This window comes from Rathayibacter sp. AY1D9 (assembly GCF_002932395.1).
Classification (GTDB): Bacteria; Actinomycetota; Actinomycetes; order Actinomycetales; family Microbacteriaceae; genus Rathayibacter.
Map to the genome: position 1 here is coordinate 34698 of NZ_PSVQ01000011.1, position 15457 is coordinate 50154.

Sequence of the window (15457 nt, forward strand, 5' to 3'; positions counted from 1 at the left end):
CTCAGTCCTCGGCGCCGTCGGCGATGCGCTGGTGGTGGTGGATGACCTCGGCGACGATGAACCCGAGGAACTTCTCGGCGAACGCCGGGTCGAGGTGCGACTCCTCGGCGAGCGCCCGCAGCCGCGCGATCTGGCGGGCCTCGCGCTCGAGGTCCGCGGCGGGCAGCCCGTGCGCGGCCTTCAGCCGGCCGACCTTCTGCGTGAACTTGAAGCGCTCGGCGAGCAGGTGGATCAGCGCCGCGTCGATGTTGTCGATGCTCTGACGGATCTGCACGAGCTCGGCCCGCGCCAGGGACTCCTCGTGCGACGGCTCCTCGTGCGACAGCTCCTCGGTCATGCCCCGACCCTAACGGACCGCCCCCGGACACGACGACGGCCCCTGCCCGGAGTCCGGGAGGGGCCGTCGAGAGGGCCCGGTCAGTCGACCAGGTTGATCTGCACGGGGATGTTGCCGCGGGTGGCGTTGGAGTACGGGCAGAGCTGGTGCGCCGCATCGGCCACCTTCTGCGCGTCCTCGGAGCTCGCCTTCGGCACGTAGACGTCGAGCTCGACCGAGAGGCCGAAGCCGTCGGAGTCGTTCTTCCCGATCGAGACGCTGGCCGAGACGGCCGCGTCGGTCGTGTCGATCTTCAGCTGGCGACCGGCTCCGTGCAGGGCGCTGAGGAAGCAGGCGGAGTAGCCGGCCGCGAACAGCTGCTCGGGGTTGGTCCCCTCGCCGGAGCCGCCGAGCTCCTGCGGGGCGCGGGTGTCGAGGTCGAGACGGTCGTCCTCGGTGCGGACGTGGCCGTCGCGTCCTCCACCGGAGGCGTGGGCGATGGCGGTGTAGAGAGCATCCATCCCCCCATCCCACCACTCGACCGCCGTGAGTCGGGTGAACGCGGGATGCACGTCCGTGCGTTCTCCAGGGAATCCCCCTCGGGAACGCTCCGGGGAGCGTCAAGCCCCTCCCCCTCGGCGCCCTCCGGGTGTGCGGTGGAGGGACACCGACCCCGACCGGCGCGAGCCGGAGAACGGACACGAGCATGCGAGCACTCACCTGGCAGGGCATCGAGAAGGTCTCGGTCGAGACCGTCCCCGACCCCCGCATCCAGCAGCCGACCGACGCGATCGTCCGGATCACCTCGACCGCGATCTGCGGCTCCGACCTGCACCTCTACCGCCTCCTCGGGCCCTACATCGACCGCGGGGACGTGCTCGGCCACGAGCCCATGGGCGTCGTCGAGGAGGTGGGCTCCGGAGTCACCACCCTGAAGCCCGGCGACCGGGTCGTCGTGCCCTTCACCATCGCCTGCGGCGAGTGCTTCATGTGCCGCCGAGGGCTGCAGTCGCAGTGCGAGACGACGCAGGTCACCGAGTACGGCTCGGGAGCGGCGCTCTTCGGCTACACGAAGATGTACGGCCAGGTCCCCGGCGGGCAGGCCGAGCTGCTCCGCGTGCCGCTGGCCGACTACAACACGATCGTCGTCGGCACGGACCTGCCGGACGAGCGCTACCTCTTCCTCAGCGACATCGTGCCCACCGCGTGGCAGGGCGTGGAGTACGCGCAGGTGCCCGACGGCGGGACCCTGGTCGTCTTCGGACTCGGCCCTGTCGGCCAGTTCGCGGCGCGGATCGGCGCCCACCGCGGCTACCGCGTCCTCGCCGTGGAGCCCGTCGCCGAGCGGCGCGCGATGGCCGAGCGGTACGGCGTGGAGACGTTCGACCTGTCCGACGACATCGCCGCGCAGCTGCGCGACCTCACGGACGGGCGCGGCCCCGACTCCGTCGTCGACGCGGTCGGCATGGAGGCGCACGGCTCGCCGGTCGGCTCGTTCGCTCAGTCGATGGCGGGGCTCCTGCCCGACCCGATCGCCCGCAAGGCGATGGACACGGTCGGCGTCGACCGCCTCGCCGCAGTGCACGCCTCCCTCGACCTGGTGCGCCGCGGCGGCACCGTGTCGCTGAGCGGGGTCTACGGCGGAGAGGCCGACCCGATGCCACTGAAGTCGATGTTCGACAAGCAGGTGACGGTGCGGATGGGCCAGTGCAACGTGAAGCGCTGGATCGACGACCTGCTGCCGCTGGTGGAGGACTCCTCCGATCCGCTCGGCGTGATGGACCTCGTGACCCACCGGGCGCCGCTCGAGGACGCTCCGGCCCTCTACGAGACCTTCCAGAAGAAGGAGGACGGCTGCATCAAGGTCGTCCTGCACCCCTAGCCGGGGAACAGCGAAGGCGGCGCCCCCCCGAGGGGAGCGCCGCCTTCGCGGTACTGCCGAGACCTACTTGAAGACGTCCTTGACGTCCTCGCCGGCCTTCTTGGCCGAGGCCGCGGCCTGGTCCTTCTGGCCTTCGGCCTTCAGGCTGTCGTCGTTCTTGTGGTCGCCCAGGGCTTCCTTCGCCTTGCCGGCGATGTCCTGAGCGGCGTTCTTGATCTTGTCATCGAGCCCCATGGTGGTGCCTCCTTCGCTGATCGTTGGCACGACCGTAGGACCGGGAACTGCCCGCTTCCTGGGAGCGGGAAGGGGCTTGCCCGGGCGCCCGCTGGACTGCGATGATTCGCACCCTCGACCGGTGCCGGCCGGTCGAGGGCGCGGGATCAGGTCGCCGGGGTGGCGGACTCGGACGGAGCGGACTGCGAGGGCGCGTTCGTGGGCGTCTGCGACGATCCGTCGTCGGCGCTGGTGGGCACCGCGCTCCCCGACTGGTACGGCGTCTGGGCGTCGCCGGTGCAGCCGGCCAGCAGGCCGATCGTCAGGGCGGAGGCGCTGAGCGCCCCGAGGACCCGTGCGGCGCTCACTTGCCCGTCACCGCGTCCTTGACGGCCCCCACTGCCTTCTCGACGATGTTCGGCTTCGGGTCGGTGCCGTAGAGGCGCTCGTCCGGCTGGGTGGGCGGGGGCATCGGGACGTTGCCGCCGGGCTCCGCGACGCGGTAGCTGAACTCTCCCTTGCCGTCCGGGGTCGGGCCCGAGGCCCAGCTGCCCTCGGAGGCCGCTGCTCCGTCCGAGAAGTTGATGTACTCGTACGACACGGAGCGCTCCTCCTTCGAGATCGGGAAGTTCGAGGGCACGGGCAGGTCCTCCCGGCCCTCCGCGCGCAGCTCGGCGGCTGCCGCGATCCACTGGTTCTGGTGCATGGTGTCGCGGGCCAGGAGGAACGACAGGAGGTCGCGCACGCCGTGGTCGTCGGTCATGTGGTAGAGCCGGGCGACCTGGAGCCGGCCCTGCATCTCCGCGTTCGCGTTGGCGGTGAAGTCGGCCAGCAGGTTGCCGCTGGCGGTGATGTAGGAGCCCTGCCACGGGTTGCCCATGCTGTCGACGGGGCGCGCGCCGGCGCCGGCCACGATGGCGTGCTGCACGTCGGAGCCGCCGATGACCGCCGCGAGCACGGGGTCCTTCTTCATCGCGTCCTCGGACTGCTCGACCGGGGCCTTCTCGAGCAGCTGGGCGATCATCACGGCGATCATCTCGACGTGGCCGAACTCCTCGGCGCCGATGCCGAAGAGCAGGTCCCGGTACTTGCCCGGGTCGTGGGCGTTCCAGGCCTGGAAGCCGTACTGCATCGCCACGGTGATCTCGCCGTACTGGCCGCCGAGCACCTCCTGGAAGCGGCGGGCGAAGACCGCGTCGGGCTTCGAGGGCGTGGACGTGAACTGGAGTTCCTGACGGTGGAAGAACATGACTGGTTGCCTTTCCGGGGTAGCCGGGCGGATCCGGGTGCGGACGTCCGATGTCTGTCCTCTCGACGGTAGGGAGCCCTGTTCGCGGGTCAGAAGGGGCTTGACGCGGTGGCGGAGCAGTCGATTCACGGGCTCTCGGGCCCCGCCCTCGTGGGCGCGGGATGGTAGCCCCATCGGGGGGTCAGCCGCTATGCCCTTCCCGGTACTCGAGGGCCCGAACAGACTGGCGACGCCGGCACGCATTCATTCCCCACTCGATCCTGGAAGGGACAGACGATGTCGAACATCGATCCCGCTTCACCTCCGTTCGGAGACGGCGCCGCGAACTTCGGCGCGACCGAGACCCCCATCGACAGCGGGGCGCCCGTCGCCTCCACGGACACGTCCTCCGGCTCCTCCACGGGCGGTGCAGCCGACTCCGCGAAGGAGAAGGCGAGCGCCGCCGCGGGCACCGCCAAGGACCAGGCCGGCGCCGTCGCCGGCGACGCCAAGCAGGCCGCGAGCGAAGTGCTCTCGACCGGCAAGGACGAGGCCGCCAACGTGGTCCAGGAGGCCAAGGTCCAGGTCAAGGACCTCTACGACCAGAGCCGCACCCAGCTCACCGAGCAGGCCCACGCCCAGAAGGAGAACGCCGCCAAGGGCGCCCGCGCCTTCAGTGACGACCTGACCGCGCTGGCCAACGGCGAGGGCGGCAGCGACAACGCCGCCGCGAAGCTCGTCTCCCAGGCGGCCACCCGCGTGCAGGGTGTGGCCTCGTGGCTCGAGAACCGCGACCCGTCCGAGCTCCTCGACGACGTCCGCGCGTTCGCCCGCCGCCGCCCGGGTGCCTTCATCCTCATCGCCGCGGCGACGGGACTCGTCGGCGGGCGCCTCATCCGCGCCCTGACCGCCGAGGCGAAGGACGAGAAGGAGGCGACGAGCACCCGCACCGACGGGCCCGAGTTCGACGCCCCCGCCTCGACCACCGCGCACTCCGACGCCTCCGCGTACGACGCGCCCGTCGCGTCCGCCTACGGCACCGTCGGATCGAGCTCCCTCGAGCGCGACTACGCGCCGACCGAGCCCGTCGCCGACCCGCTCGACGGCGGCTTCCCGAACGGCGGCCGGCTGTGACCGACCCGACGGGCGTCCACCGCTCGACGGAGACGCCCGACCAGCGGGCCGGGTCGACGTCGCTGGGCGATCTGCTCGGCGAGGTCTCGCGCGACCTCTCCACCCTGATCCGCCAGGAGATGGCCCTCGCCAAGGCCGAGCTCAAGGAGTCCGCCGGCAAGGCGGGCAAGGGAGCGGGCCTCCTCGGCGGGGCGGGGTACGCCGCGCTGATGGCCGTGCTCTTCCTCTCGATCGCCCTCTGGTGGGGCCTGGGCACTCTGATCGGCAACGGCTGGTCCGGAGTGGTCGTGGCCGTCATCTGGGCGATCGTGGCCGCGATCCTCTACGCGGTGGGCCGCAAGAGCCTGAAGCAGGTCGACGGCGCTCCCGAGACGGTCGACTCCCTCAAGAAGATTCCCGACACCCTCAAGCCGAACGGGGCAGGACGATGACGTACGACGCAGGACAGAACAAGACACCCGAGGAGATCCGGGCAGACATCGAGCGCACGCGCCTCGAGCTCGGCGGAGACGTCGACGCGCTGGCCGAGAAGGTCAGCCCGTCCGCCATCGCGCAGCGTCAGACCGACAAGGTCAAGTCGGCCGTGGGCTCCGTCCGCGACCGGGTGATGGGCTCGGCGCACGACGCCTCCGACTCGCTCTCGAGCGGTGCGGGCTCGGCGAAGGCCAAGGCCGAGGGCAACCCGTTCGCCGTGGGGCTGATCGCCCTCGGCGCCGGACTCCTCGTCGCCTCGCTCATCCCCGCCTCCAGCAAGGAGAAGGAGGCGGCGAGCCGCGTCAAGGAGCAGGCCCAGCCGGTCGTCGATAAGGTGACCGACGCGGCCAAGGAGGCGGCGAGCGAGCTCCGCGAGCCCGCGCAGCAGGCCTTCGCCTCCGTCAAGGAGACCGCGACCGACGCCGCGCAGAACGTCAAGGAGGCGGGCACCTCCGCCACCGACGACGTGAAGGACTCGGCCCGCGAGGCCAAGCACGCCGTCCAGGAGGACGTGCAGCACTGATCCGTCGGCGCTGACAGGGCGGTGGGCCTCCGGGCCCGCCGCCCTTCGTCGTGCCGCCGGGAATACACCGCCGCCCGCGCTCCTTGCCCTCCGTATGCGATCGATCGTCTACTCCCGCACCGGTGACTCCTCCGTCCTCTCCCTCGTCGACCGGGAGGAGCGGGCGCCGGGCGCCGGCGAGGTCCGCGTCCGCGTCCTGGCATCGGGCGTGAATCCGACCGACTGGAAGGCGCGCGCAGACGGCGACCTCGCGTTCGACGAGGTCGTGCCGAACCAGGACGGCGCCGGTGTCGTCGAGGCGGTCGGCGAGGGCGTCGAGGGCCTGGCCGTCGGCGACCGGGTCTGGATGTACCTCTCCGCGCACCGCCGCCCCACCGGTACCGCGCAGGAGTCGGCGGTGCTCGCCGCCGAGCACGTCGTGCGCCTGCCCGAGGGCGTCGGCACCGACGTCGCCGCGAGCCTCGGCGTCCCCGCGATGACCGCCCACCGCGCCCTCACCGTGCACGAGCACGGCCCCTCCCGCCTCGCGCCCGGCACCCTCGCCGGCCGCACCGTCCTGGTCCAGGGCGGCGCCGGAGCCGTCGGCCACGCCGCGATCCAGCTCGCGGTCTGGGCCGGGGCGACCGTCATCGCGACGGTGAGCAGCGACTCCAAGGAGCGGCTCGCCCGTGCGGCCGGCGCGCAGCACGTGCTGCAGTACCCGGACGACGCGCTCGCCGACCGGATCCGCGAGCTCGCCCCCGAGGGCGTCCAGCACGTGGTCGAGGTCGCCCCGGCTCAGAACGCCGCGCTCGACGTCGAGGTGCTCGCCAACCACGGCAGCATCGGGTACTACGCGAACAACAACGGCGACGAGTTCACCGTGCCGATCGTCGCGAGCTTCGCGAAGAACGCCCGCTGGCAGGGCCTGCTGCTCTACACCGTGGGCGAGGAGGCACTGCAGGCCGCGGCCGAGGACATCACCGCGGCGCTCGTCGACGGCGCGCTCCCGGTGGGCGAGGAGGCGGGCCTCCCGCTGACTTGGTTCCCGCTCGAGGAGACCGCGGCCGCCCACGACGCGGTCGAGCAGGGCGCGACGGGAAAGGTGCTCATCCGCGTCGCCGACTGACCGCGAGGGCTCGCCTCTGATCGACTCCCGGCCGGATCAGCCCCGGAGCGGGGGCGAGCCCGGGACGGTCGAGCGGTCGGCCAGGCCGGCCACGAGCTCGGCGAGCGCCTCCTCCGCCGTGCGGGTCGGCGCCCAGCCGAGCTCGGCGCGGGCGCGCTCGGTCGACATGACCGGGACGTTGCCCGCGATGTCGAGCCAGCCCGCGTCGGTGCGCTGCAGGCGCAGGTGCCAGGTCGCCGAGACGACGGAGCGGAGCAGCCCGAACGGCACTGTGACCAGGCGGGTGCCGAAGGCGTGCGCCAGCCGCTCTGGAGTGAGGACCGGCTCGGCCGCGATGTTGAAGGCCCCGCCGGCGCGCCGGTCGAGCGCGCGCCAGAAGGCGTCGGCCACGTCGTCGGCGTGCACGCCCTGGAAGACGATGCTCCGCGGCAGCGGCAGGACCGGGATCCGGACCGCCTTCAGCCACCGCGTCGGGTAGTGGGGACCGGCGAAGAGCCCGGCGATCTCCGTCGCCGCTCCGCGCTGGAAGACGAGCCCCGGGCGCAGGCGCGTGACGACGATCTCGGGGTGCCGCTCCTCGAAGGCGTCGAGCTGCCGCTCGTTCGCGGCCTTGTGGCGGCTGTAGGTCGAGGTGTGCAGGCCGCCCGTGGGCCAGTCCTCGGTCACCCGGATCGACTTCGGCGCGGCGCTGTAGGCGCCCACGGACGAGGCGACGGCGACCTGGCCGACTCCCGCGGCGGCGACCGCCTCGAGCACGGCCGCAGTGCCTCCGACGTCGACCAGCCGCTGGAACGGCTCGTCGTGGCTGGGCTGCAGCGCCCAGGCGAGGTGGACGACGGCGTCGACGCCGGCGAAGGCCTCGCGGAGCCGCCGCGGGGCGACGCTCGACGCGAGGTCGATCTCGACCCAGCGCACGTCGCGGTACTCCTCCGAGCGGAGCCGAGGGGCCCGGCGGGCGATGCCCACGATCTCCTCCACCCCGGCCTCGCCGTGCAGGCGCCGCAGCAGCGCCGTCCCCAGGTTGCCGGTCGCCCCGACGATCGCGATCCGCATGGCGTCATCCCTCCGGGAGCGGCGCACGCCGGCCCCCTCCTCCGAGGCTAGGCAGGGGCGCCGCCGCGGAGGAGCCGCTTGACAGCGCCCACACGTCCGGCGCTGCAGGCCCAGCTCCAACGAGGACCATGAGCACTCAACCCATATGGCCCCGCTCGAGCCCGCGCGCCGCGCCGTATACTCGCGCGTCCTGCGACTCTCCTGGCGGAGGGCCGATAGGGTGCGGGAGAGTCCACCCGCGAACAGAACGGTGCCTGCATGCCCTCGACCATCGAACGACTCCGCGTCAACGACTTCACCGTATTCTCCGGCCTAGATCTTCCGATGGCTAGCGGCATCAATGTATTCGCGGGTGAGAACGGGGCTGGGAAGTCTCACCTCCTCAAGGCGATGTACTCAGTACTCTCCGCGGACGAGACGCCACGAGACTCGCTTTCCGCGAGCCTAGGTAATCAGCTCGCCGCGAAACTGGTTAGCGTCTTCAGGCCGGAAAGTCTGGGGCGCCTCGTCCGTCGACGTGTAGGGCGCGGTCGCGCGGAAGTCGAGCTGCAGTTCTCGGGAGCCCGTCAACGCATCGCCTTCTCGTTTGCAACGAACTCGCAATCAGAGGTCAAGGTTGAGCACCGACTCGCCGCGCCCCTTCAAGGCACGCCCGTCTATCTGCCCACGCGGGAACTACTGACGATCTACCCCGGGTTCGTGTCACTGTACGAAAGGACTTCCTTGGAGTTCGAGGAGACGTGGCGTGACACGTGCGTCCTTCTAGGTCTTCCACTCAGCCGCGGTCCTCGTCAGGAACGCGTGAAAGAGTTACTCGCACCTCTTGAGGACTCCTTGGGCGGTAGCGTCGTCGAAGAAGGAGGTCGTTTCTATCTCAAGGTCTCGGGCGGCGGCAAGTATGAGATGCCGCTTGTCGCCGAGGGAATGCGGAAACTGGCGATGCTTGCTAGGCTCATCGCCAATGGAACCCTGTTTGACAGTGGTTTCCTCTTTTGGGACGAACCGGAAGCGAATCTGAACCCGCGGGTGCTTCGTCACGTCGCGCGCACGATAGCGCAGCTCGCCCGCTCGGGCGTCCAGGTCTTCGTCGGGACGCATAGTCTTTACCTGATGAAGGAACTCGAGATCCTTAAGCGCACCGAAGGCGACACGTTCCCGGCCATGCAGTTCGTCACTCTTTCCAGAGGTGAAGACGGGGTCAGGACAGACGCAGGTCAGTTCCTCGACGAATTGGAGAGTCTCGCTGTCCTCGATGAGTCGCTCGCCCAGTCGGATCGTTACCTCGACGCCATGAGCGAAGCATGATCCTCGACGTAGATGGCGCCGACTTCTCGTTTCCCGAGAACTGGGACGTCCTTAAGTACGACGAGTCCGACTTCTTTCGGAATATTTTCCTTCGAGTTCACGACGGCATCAAGGCAGTCGACGTTGTCGCCATTGAGCGCAATCCCGACGGTATCGATCTCCGCCTGGTCCTGATAGAGGTCAAAGACTATCGGCACGCAAATGCAAGAGGATTGCATCCGACCGAGCTAGCCGTGACCGTCGCGAAGAAAGTTACCGCCACCCTCGCCGGACTAGCTGCCGCGACTCGGAAGGCGGAGGACTCGGCCGAGAAGAATCTCGCGATCCGCTCCGGTCAGGTCCTTTCCGTGAAGATCGTTCTCCATTGCGAGGACCGGGCCGTTCCGATCGTCGACCCGTCCGAGTTGCTCATCAAGTTACGGCAACGGCTCGGCCCGATCGCCGACGTCGTGACCGTCGGGTCGTCCCGGAACACCCGAGGAGAGTGGGCTGTGCGCATGCCGATTCTTTCGTGAGATCCGCAAGAGGCAAGCTCCCTTTGTTCTCTGTGCGTTCGACCAGGGCCTCGCCGCCTTAAGTCACAGAATCGATGGGCGAATCGCACCACGTCGACTGTCGAATCTCTAGCCTGGGGAAGTGCTCCTGAAACGACTTCGCCGCTCCGGCTTCATCCAGCACTCCGTCGACGGCGTCACGCTGCGGACGGTCGACACCGGTCCGGCCGGAGCGGGCGCGGTGTTCGTCCTGATCCACGGGATCGGGATGTCGCACCACACCTTCTCGCCGCTCGCCGCCCGCCTGAAGCGGCACGGCCGGGTGATCGGCGTCGACCTCGCCGGCTTCGGCGCGAACGCGCGCCCGCGGCGGAGGGTCGGCCTCGAGGACCACGCGCGGCAGGTCGAGCAGGTCCTCCGCGGACTGGGCGTCTCGCGCGCGGTCGTCGTCGGGCACTCGATGGGGTCGCAGGTGGCGGTCGAGCTGGGGCTGCGCGCGCCCGGCCTGGTCGACGGCGCGGTGCTGATCGGGCCGGTGGTGGATCCGCAGCGGCCCGGAGCGGTCCGCCAGGGGCTCGCGCTGCTGCGGGACTGCCTCGGCGAGCCGGTGGGCGTCGACGCGATCCTGCTGGCCGACTACCTGCGCGGCGGCCTGCGCTGGTACCTGCGCCAGCTGCCCGAGATGCTGAGGCATCCGGTGCAGGAGCGCGTCGCCCGGCTGGAGGTGCCGGTCCTCGTCGCCCGCGGCCGCGACGATCCGATCGCCACCCGTGACTGGTGCGAGCGGCTCACGGCCCACGCGCGCGAGGGGCGGCTCGTCGAGTTCGCCGGCTCGCGCCACGTCGTCCCCCGCACCGAGCCCGGAGCGCTCGCCCGCGAGATCCTCCGCTTCGCCGCTGCGCTCGGCGAGAGGCCCGCCGCCCCGCTCCCCCTCCGGTCGGAGCCGGCCGCATGAGCCGGCTCCGAAGCCTTGTCCGCGACGCCGTCTGGTGGATCCGCGACTACGCCTACGCCGTCGCCTGGCAGGTACGCGGCGTCCTCTCGCGCCGCGCCCCGGACGACTACCTCGACGGCGACCGGCGTCCCGTCGTGGTCCTCCCGGGGATCTGGGAGACCTGGTCCTTCCTCCGCCCGATCATCGATCCGCTGCACGAGCGCGGGCACCCTCTCCACGTGCTGACGAGCCTCGGCCGCAACGGCCGCCCGGTCGCCCGGACCGCGGAGGACGTGGCCGCCTACCTCGCCGAGCACGGGCTCCGCGACGTGGTGATCGTCGCCCACAGCAAGGGCGGACTGATCGGCAAGTACGTGATGACCGAGCTCGACCCGGACGGCCGGGTCGACCGGATGGTCGCCGTGGCGACCCCGTTCGGCGGCTCCCGCTACGCGCCCTACCTGGTCCTCCGGAGCCTGCGCGCCTTCTCGCCGCGCGACGCCACGACCCTGCTGCTGTCGAGCCGCTCCGGAGCGAACGCGCGGATCACCTCCGTGTTCGGCCTCTTCGATCCGCACATCCCCGAGGGCAGCATGCTCGAGGGCGCGGTCAACGTCCGGATCGAGACCGGCGGGCACTTCCGCATCCTGAGCGACCCCGAGACGCTCACCGCGGTCGTCACGGCGGTCTCGGCGGAGGAGCGCGCCGACGGAGAGGCGCCCTGACGACGGCGGAACCCCTGACGACTCCGTAGCAACCCGCGTCGACGCGGCGGAACCCCCTGGCGCCTCCGGCCCGCGAGGCGGAGCGTGGAGCCATGCCCGCCTCCTCCACCGGCCCGACCGAGCTCCTCCTCGTCCGTCACGGCGAGAGCCTCGCCAACATCGCGGCGAGCGCCGCCGAGGCCTCGGGGGCGCACGAGATCGCCGTCGACCGCCGCGACCCCGACGTCGAGCTCTCCCCCGCCGGCGAGGAGCAGGCCCGCGCGCTCGGCCGCTGGCTGGCCGAGGAGGCGCGGCCCGCCTCCGCCTGGACGTCGCCCTACCGCCGCGCCTCCGCGACCGCGCGTCTCGCCCTCGGCGAGGCCGGCATCGACCTGCGGCTGCGCCCCGACGAGCGCCTGCGCGACCGCGACCTCGGCGTCACCGACCGCCTCACCTCCGCCGGCGTGCGGGCCCGGATGCCCGAGGAGGCGGCGCGGCGCGAGTGGCTCGGCAAGTTCTACTACCGGCCGCCGGGAGGCGAGGCCTGGACGGACCTCGCGCTCCGCGTCCGCGCTTTCGTCGACCACCTCGCCGTCGCCGCGCCTCCCGGGCCGGCGATCCTCTTCTGCCACGACGCGGTCGTCCTCGTCCTCCGCTACGTCCTCGAGGGCCTCTCCGAGCACGAGCTGCTCGACATCGGCGCCTCGACGCCCGTCGCCAACGGCTCCGTCACCCGTCTCGTCCGCGACGGCGACGCGTGGCGCCTCGAGCTCTTCAACCGCACGTCCCACCTCGAGCGCTCCGGCGCCCCCGTCACCCGGCACGACGACCGCGCGGACGGAGAAGGAGACCCTCATGAGTGACCTCGTCTCCCGCGCCCTGCTCGAGCAGCGCTGGCCCCTCCCGGAGCCCGGAGGCTCGAAGCACTCCCGCGGCGACGTGGTCGTCGTCGGCGGCGCCCGCAAGACGCCCGGCGCCGCGATCCTCGCGGGGATCGCCGCGCTGCGGACCGGCGCGGGTCGCATCACGCTCTGCGTCGCCGAGTCGGTCGCGTCGGCCACCGCGGTCGCGCTGCCCGAGTGCGGAGTGGTCCCGCTCGCGGAGACGCGCACCGGCTCCGTCTCGGGCCGCGGGCTCGACGTCCTGGCCGGCGAGCTCTCCTCCGCCGACGTCGCCCTGATCGGACCCGGCCTGGACGACCCGCGCGCGACCGCCGCGACCCTCCGTGCCCTCGCTCCGCTCCTCGACGACGTGCCGGCCGTGCACCTCGACGCCTTCCCGCTCGGAGTCCTGCCCGGGCAGCGCCGTCTCGCACGGAGGCTCGCGGGCCGGCTCCTGCTGACCCCGAACTCGGAGGAGGCGTCCCGGCTCCTCGGCGAGGAGGTCGACGACGTCGAGCGGGCCGCCCTCGCGGTCGCCGAGCGCTACGGCGCGGTGGTGAGCCTGTTCAACACGATCGCCTCGCCCGACGGCGACGCGGTGCGGATCGAGGGCGAGCACCCCGGGCTGGCCACCGCGGGCAGCGGCGACGTGCTCGCCGGAGCGACGGCGGGCCTGCGCGGGCGCGGCGTCGATCCGATGGGCGCGGCCGCGTGGGGCGCGTTCCTGCACACGGAGGCTGACACGCGCCTCTCCGCGCGCATCGGCCCGGCCGGGTACCTCGCGAGCGAGATCCCGGGGGAGTTCCCGCGCGTGCTGGCGGGCTGAGCGGGGCGGGTGCGCTGAGGACGGCAGTCGTTCCGGACCGAGCCGGCGGCGTGAGCGGCGGCGATCACCGTGACCGCGGCGTCGACCTCAGTGCGCGACGTCGGCGACCGAGAACGCCACTCCCGGCGTGATCAGGATCGAGGTCTCGCGAGGCTCGCCCTCGCCCTGGTTCACCGTGATCCAGCGCGACGCGGAGCCGTCCAGGGCGCGGTCGATGCTCTCGCGCACCTCCGCGGCCGACGTCTCGCTCAGGCTGAACGGCGCTCCGCCGTAGATGATCTCGACGCGCTTCACAGCATGCTCTCCTCGCTCTGACGGGCGGTCCCGTGGGGCTCCTCGCTGATCCGCAGCCCGTGCGCCGTGTGCGAATCGGCGAGCAGCTGGCGGATCCAGTCCGGGTTGATGTTCGGGGCACGGCCGCCGTGGTACTTGAAGCGCAGCGGGATGGCGGGGTGCAGCCAGATCGAGGTGCGTCCGTCGCCGACCGCCTGCGAGTCCTTCCACGAGAAGTAGAAGGACTCGTTGCGCGCGAGCTTCGAGCCGATCACGATCTGCAGGTGCGCCAGCAGACGGTCGTCGAAGTCGGCCTCGAGGGTCGAGTCGTAGATCAGTCGCCCCATCAGGCGGTTCTCCGTTCGGGAAGTCGCCCGTCCGCGAAGGATCGGGCGGAGTCGTGAGTGTCGATCCTACCGGCGCCCCGGATGCTCACCAGGAGTCGTCCTCGCCGTGGAAGTGCGGGATCTCGGTGTCGACGGCGGAGAGGGGCCCGGCGCCGCCGTCCTCCTCGGCCACGGGGTGCGAGACGCCCAGGCGGGCCGTCTCGCGGGTGAAGCGCTCGACGAGCTCCTCGTCGAGCAGCTCCTCGGCTCCGTCGTCCTCGGACTCCGAGAACAGCTGGCTCGCCGGTCCGATCAGCAGCGCCGCCCGTCCGGGCCGGCCGGACTCCTGGCGGATCGGGATGTCGACCGTGATCGACCCCTTGGTGAGCGCCAGCGCCTCCGCGTAGGCCAGCAGCGACCGCGCGATGGCGGTACCCGTCAGCACGGAGCTGCCGGCGTAGTGGATGCGTTCCATGCCTCCTTCCTACTCCTCGGGCGGCCGCCCGGTCAGCGGTTGCGCGGTCGAGGGAGGGAGCGCTAGCGCCGCGTCGATCCGGCGGTCGAGCGCGTCGCGGACGGCCGGCCACTCGGCCGCGAGGATCGAGTGGACGGCCGTGTCGCGCCACGAGCCGTCGGCCCGGCGCTGGTCGTGGCGGAGCACCCCCTCGAACACGGCGCCGAGGCGGAGGATCGCGGCCCGCGAGCGCGCGTTCACCGCATCCGCCTGGAGCTTCACCCGCTCGTAGCCGCTGTCGAAGGCGAGCCCGAGCACCAGCCGCTTCGCCTCCGGGTTCACGACGGTGCCCCACGTCTCGGGCGCGTAGGCCGTCCAGCCGAGGTGGGCCGCCTCGCGCGTCTCGTCGAAGTCGGCCAGCGAGGTCGTGCCGACGACGCGCCCCTCCTGCAGCACAGCGAACGGCAGGCCCGTGCCCCAGGGGTAGTAGCGGTCGACGAAGGCGCGGAACTCCTCCGGGGTGCCGGGGAGGCCGGCGGGTCCTCCTCCGTAGCCGCCGGCGAACACCTCCGGACGCCCGATCGCCCGCCCGAGCGGCTCGACGTGCTCGGCGGCGAGCGGCTCGAGGACGATCGAGCGGCCGACGAGCGTGACGGGACCGGGGCGGCGGGGACTGCTCATGCGATCAGTGTGGGGCACCGTGCCAGCATGGCTCCATGAGCACCGCCGCGCTGTTCGAGTCCGCCGCCGCCGCCCTCATCGGCCTGCTCGCGCAGGTGCGGGAGGACCAGTGGGAGCAGCCGGGGCTCGGTGTCTGGGACGTCCGCGGCCTCGCGGGCCACGCGTCGCGAGCGGTGCTGACGGTCGAGGCGTACCTCCTCGCTCCGGAGCCGCCCGAGCCGACCATCGAGGACGCGCTCGACTACTACGCCGCGCTGGCCGGGAACGTCGCCGACCCCGCGGCGGTGGCGCGGCGCGGGGTCGAGGCGGGGCTGCTGCTCGGCGACAGGCCGGCTCAGGCGCTGGCGGAGGCGGCGGGCCGCGCGGTCGAGCTGGTCGCCGCCCAGCGTCCCGGCCGCCTCGTCGCCGTGGGCGGCCACGCGATCGAGCTGGACGAGTACCTCCGGACCCGGCTGCTCGAGCTGGTCGTGCACACGCTCGACCTCTCGCGGGCCACCGGGATCCCGCACGTGCTGCCCGCCGAGGCCGTCGAGGCGTGCTGCGCGCTGACCGGCGGGCTGGCCGCTCGAGCCGGACGCGGCGAGGAGCTCCTGCTCGCGCTGAGCGGGCGGGAGCCCCTCGCCGCGGGGTTCTCGGTGGTGTGAGGGC

At 71.9% G+C, this 15457-nt stretch carries 22 protein-coding genes; 12 read left to right on the forward strand and 10 right to left on the reverse strand.

What is annotated here, in order from left to right:
• Position 1 precedes the first annotated feature (1 nt).
• Together C5C50_RS06725 and C5C50_RS06730 are read right to left on the reverse strand one after the other, a co-directional pair.
• Positions 2–337: a chorismate mutase gene (locus C5C50_RS06725; protein ID WP_104222760.1), complete on the reverse strand. Its 336-nt coding sequence runs from the start codon at positions 335–337 to the stop codon at positions 2–4.
• Positions 338–417: 80 nt separating this feature from the next.
• Entirely contained in the window at positions 418–837 is a 420-nt protein-coding gene (locus tag C5C50_RS06730) for an organic hydroperoxide resistance protein (protein ID WP_104222761.1), read from the reverse strand.
• A 185-nt stretch (positions 838–1022) separates the two neighbouring features.
• On the opposite strand from C5C50_RS06730, the gene C5C50_RS06735 reads away from it, so the two are divergent.
• The gene (locus tag C5C50_RS06735) at positions 1023–2198 is read left to right on the forward strand and encodes a zinc-dependent alcohol dehydrogenase (protein ID WP_104222762.1); all 1176 of its coding nucleotides are present in this window, start codon (positions 1023–1025) and stop codon (positions 2196–2198) included.
• A gap of 63 nt (positions 2199–2261) precedes the next feature.
• Here C5C50_RS06735 and C5C50_RS06740 read toward each other — a convergent pair whose 3' ends face one another.
• The 3 genes from C5C50_RS06740 to C5C50_RS06750 form a co-directional block, all read right to left on the reverse strand.
• Positions 2262–2432, reverse strand: a complete 171-nt coding sequence (locus C5C50_RS06740; RefSeq protein ID WP_104222763.1) for a CsbD family protein — start codon at positions 2430–2432, stop codon at positions 2262–2264.
• A gap of 146 nt (positions 2433–2578) precedes the next feature.
• Positions 2579–2779: a hypothetical protein gene (locus tag C5C50_RS06745; protein ID WP_104273151.1), complete on the reverse strand. Its 201-nt coding sequence runs from the start codon at positions 2777–2779 to the stop codon at positions 2579–2581.
• Positions 2776–3660, reverse strand: a complete 885-nt coding sequence (locus tag C5C50_RS06750) for a manganese catalase family protein (protein WP_104222765.1) — start codon at positions 3658–3660, stop codon at positions 2776–2778. The genes C5C50_RS06745 and C5C50_RS06750 overlap by 4 nt, the downstream gene beginning before the upstream one ends.
• Positions 3661–3936: 276 nt before the next feature.
• Between C5C50_RS06750 and C5C50_RS06755 the strand changes: the two genes are divergently transcribed.
• The 4 genes from C5C50_RS06755 to C5C50_RS06770 all read left to right on the forward strand — a co-directional run bounded on the left by C5C50_RS06755 (position 3937) and on the right by C5C50_RS06770 (position 6878).
• Positions 3937–4773: a hypothetical protein gene (locus C5C50_RS06755; RefSeq protein ID WP_104273152.1), complete on the forward strand. Its 837-nt coding sequence runs from the start codon at positions 3937–3939 to the stop codon at positions 4771–4773.
• Positions 4770–5204, forward strand: a complete 435-nt coding sequence (locus C5C50_RS06760; RefSeq protein ID WP_104222767.1) for a phage holin family protein — start codon at positions 4770–4772, stop codon at positions 5202–5204. Before C5C50_RS06755 ends, C5C50_RS06760 begins: the two co-directional genes overlap by 4 nt.
• Positions 5201–5770 (forward strand): DUF3618 domain-containing protein, encoded by a 570-nt coding sequence (locus C5C50_RS06765; RefSeq protein ID WP_104222768.1) that lies wholly within the window; start codon positions 5201–5203, stop codon positions 5768–5770. The genes C5C50_RS06760 and C5C50_RS06765 overlap by 4 nt, the downstream gene beginning before the upstream one ends.
• Positions 5771–5864: 94 nt before the next feature.
• A complete protein-coding gene (locus C5C50_RS06770) occupies positions 5865–6878 on the forward strand; it encodes an NADPH:quinone reductase (protein ID WP_104273153.1) in 1014 nt (337 codons plus the stop codon).
• Between the two features lie 36 nt (positions 6879–6914).
• Here C5C50_RS06770 and C5C50_RS06775 read toward each other — a convergent pair whose 3' ends face one another.
• A complete protein-coding gene (locus tag C5C50_RS06775) occupies positions 6915–7931 on the reverse strand; it encodes an NAD-dependent epimerase/dehydratase family protein (RefSeq protein WP_104273154.1) in 1017 nt (338 codons plus the stop codon).
• A 258-nt stretch (positions 7932–8189) separates the two neighbouring features.
• On the opposite strand from C5C50_RS06775, the gene C5C50_RS06780 reads away from it, so the two are divergent.
• The 6 genes from C5C50_RS06780 (at position 8190) to C5C50_RS06805 (ending at position 13075) form a co-directional block, all read left to right on the forward strand.
• Positions 8190–9236 carry an ATP/GTP-binding protein gene (locus C5C50_RS06780; protein WP_104273155.1) on the forward strand — a complete coding sequence of 349 codons (1047 nt, stop codon included), beginning with the start codon at positions 8190–8192 and terminating at the stop codon, positions 9234–9236.
• Positions 9233–9751, forward strand: coding sequence for a hypothetical protein (locus C5C50_RS06785; RefSeq protein ID WP_104255994.1), 519 nt, complete (start codon positions 9233–9235; stop codon positions 9749–9751). The genes C5C50_RS06780 and C5C50_RS06785 overlap by 4 nt, the downstream gene beginning before the upstream one ends.
• A 121-nt stretch (positions 9752–9872) precedes the next feature.
• Positions 9873–10685, forward strand: coding sequence for an alpha/beta fold hydrolase (locus tag C5C50_RS06790; protein ID WP_104273156.1), 813 nt, complete (start codon positions 9873–9875; stop codon positions 10683–10685).
• Positions 10682–11389 (forward strand): triacylglycerol lipase, encoded by a 708-nt coding sequence (locus C5C50_RS06795; RefSeq protein WP_104273157.1) that lies wholly within the window; start codon positions 10682–10684, stop codon positions 11387–11389. The genes C5C50_RS06790 and C5C50_RS06795 overlap by 4 nt, the downstream gene beginning before the upstream one ends.
• A gap of 92 nt (positions 11390–11481) precedes the next feature.
• Complete coding sequence (locus C5C50_RS06800; protein WP_104247480.1) at positions 11482–12231, forward strand: histidine phosphatase family protein; 750 nt, start codon at positions 11482–11484, stop codon at positions 12229–12231.
• Positions 12224–13075, forward strand: a complete 852-nt coding sequence (locus C5C50_RS06805) for an NAD(P)H-hydrate dehydratase (RefSeq protein ID WP_104273158.1) — start codon at positions 12224–12226, stop codon at positions 13073–13075. The genes C5C50_RS06800 and C5C50_RS06805 overlap by 8 nt, the downstream gene beginning before the upstream one ends.
• A gap of 87 nt (positions 13076–13162) precedes the next feature.
• Here C5C50_RS06805 and C5C50_RS06810 read toward each other — a convergent pair whose 3' ends face one another.
• The 4 genes from C5C50_RS06810 to C5C50_RS06825 form a co-directional block, all read right to left on the reverse strand.
• On the reverse strand, positions 13163–13369 hold the full coding sequence (locus C5C50_RS06810) for a hypothetical protein (RefSeq protein ID WP_104222775.1): 207 nt from the start codon (positions 13367–13369) through the stop codon (positions 13163–13165).
• Entirely contained in the window at positions 13366–13695 is a 330-nt protein-coding gene (locus tag C5C50_RS06815; RefSeq protein WP_104222776.1) for an ATP-dependent DNA ligase, read from the reverse strand. The genes C5C50_RS06810 and C5C50_RS06815 overlap by 4 nt, the downstream gene beginning before the upstream one ends.
• An 85-nt stretch (positions 13696–13780) precedes the next feature.
• Complete coding sequence (locus C5C50_RS06820; RefSeq protein WP_104222777.1) at positions 13781–14149, reverse strand: hypothetical protein; 369 nt, start codon at positions 14147–14149, stop codon at positions 13781–13783.
• Between the two features lie 9 nt (positions 14150–14158).
• Complete coding sequence (locus C5C50_RS06825) at positions 14159–14809, reverse strand: GNAT family N-acetyltransferase (protein ID WP_104258044.1); 651 nt, start codon at positions 14807–14809, stop codon at positions 14159–14161.
• 35 nt (positions 14810–14844) lie between these two features.
• Between C5C50_RS06825 and C5C50_RS06830 the strand changes: the two genes are divergently transcribed.
• Positions 14845–15453 carry a maleylpyruvate isomerase N-terminal domain-containing protein gene (locus C5C50_RS06830; protein ID WP_104250674.1) on the forward strand — a complete coding sequence of 203 codons (609 nt, stop codon included), beginning with the start codon at positions 14845–14847 and terminating at the stop codon, positions 15451–15453.
• The last annotated feature ends 4 nt before the right edge of the window (positions 15454–15457 follow it).

Excerpts from the sequence above, each read along its gene's own strand:
- C5C50_RS06740 (WP_104222763.1), bottom strand. The coding sequence starts at position 2,432 with ATGGGGCTCGATGACAAGATCAAGAACGCCGCTCAGGACATCGCCGGC.
- C5C50_RS06725 (WP_104222760.1), bottom strand. The coding sequence starts at position 337 with ATGACCGAGGAGCTGTCGCACGAGGAGCCGTCGCACGAGGAGTCCCTG.
- C5C50_RS06815 (WP_104222776.1), bottom strand. The coding sequence starts at position 13,695 with ATGGGGCGACTGATCTACGACTCGACCCTCGAGGCCGACTTCGACGAC.
- C5C50_RS06830 (WP_104250674.1), top strand. The coding sequence starts at position 14,845 with ATGAGCACCGCCGCGCTGTTCGAGTCCGCCGCCGCCGCCCTCATCGGC.
- C5C50_RS06755 (WP_104273152.1), top strand. The coding sequence starts at position 3,937 with ATGTCGAACATCGATCCCGCTTCACCTCCGTTCGGAGACGGCGCCGCG.
- C5C50_RS06805 (WP_104273158.1), top strand. The coding sequence starts at position 12,224 with ATGAGTGACCTCGTCTCCCGCGCCCTGCTCGAGCAGCGCTGGCCCCTC.
- C5C50_RS06775 (WP_104273154.1), bottom strand. The coding sequence starts at position 7,931 with ATGCGGATCGCGATCGTCGGGGCGACCGGCAACCTGGGGACGGCGCTG.
- C5C50_RS06785 (WP_104255994.1), top strand. The coding sequence starts at position 9,233 with ATGATCCTCGACGTAGATGGCGCCGACTTCTCGTTTCCCGAGAACTGG.
- C5C50_RS06825 (WP_104258044.1), bottom strand. The coding sequence starts at position 14,809 with ATGAGCAGTCCCCGCCGCCCCGGTCCCGTCACGCTCGTCGGCCGCTCG.
- C5C50_RS06780 (WP_104273155.1), top strand. The coding sequence starts at position 8,190 with ATGCCCTCGACCATCGAACGACTCCGCGTCAACGACTTCACCGTATTC.
- C5C50_RS06735 (WP_104222762.1), top strand. The coding sequence starts at position 1,023 with ATGCGAGCACTCACCTGGCAGGGCATCGAGAAGGTCTCGGTCGAGACC.
- C5C50_RS06770 (WP_104273153.1), top strand. The coding sequence starts at position 5,865 with ATGCGATCGATCGTCTACTCCCGCACCGGTGACTCCTCCGTCCTCTCC.
- C5C50_RS06800 (WP_104247480.1), top strand. The coding sequence starts at position 11,482 with ATGCCCGCCTCCTCCACCGGCCCGACCGAGCTCCTCCTCGTCCGTCAC.
- C5C50_RS06795 (WP_104273157.1), top strand. The coding sequence starts at position 10,682 with ATGAGCCGGCTCCGAAGCCTTGTCCGCGACGCCGTCTGGTGGATCCGC.
- C5C50_RS06820 (WP_104222777.1), bottom strand. The coding sequence starts at position 14,149 with ATGGAACGCATCCACTACGCCGGCAGCTCCGTGCTGACGGGTACCGCC.
- C5C50_RS06750 (WP_104222765.1), bottom strand. The coding sequence starts at position 3,660 with ATGTTCTTCCACCGTCAGGAACTCCAGTTCACGTCCACGCCCTCGAAG.
- C5C50_RS06765 (WP_104222768.1), top strand. The coding sequence starts at position 5,201 with ATGACGTACGACGCAGGACAGAACAAGACACCCGAGGAGATCCGGGCA.
- C5C50_RS06730 (WP_104222761.1), bottom strand. The coding sequence starts at position 837 with ATGGATGCTCTCTACACCGCCATCGCCCACGCCTCCGGTGGAGGACGC.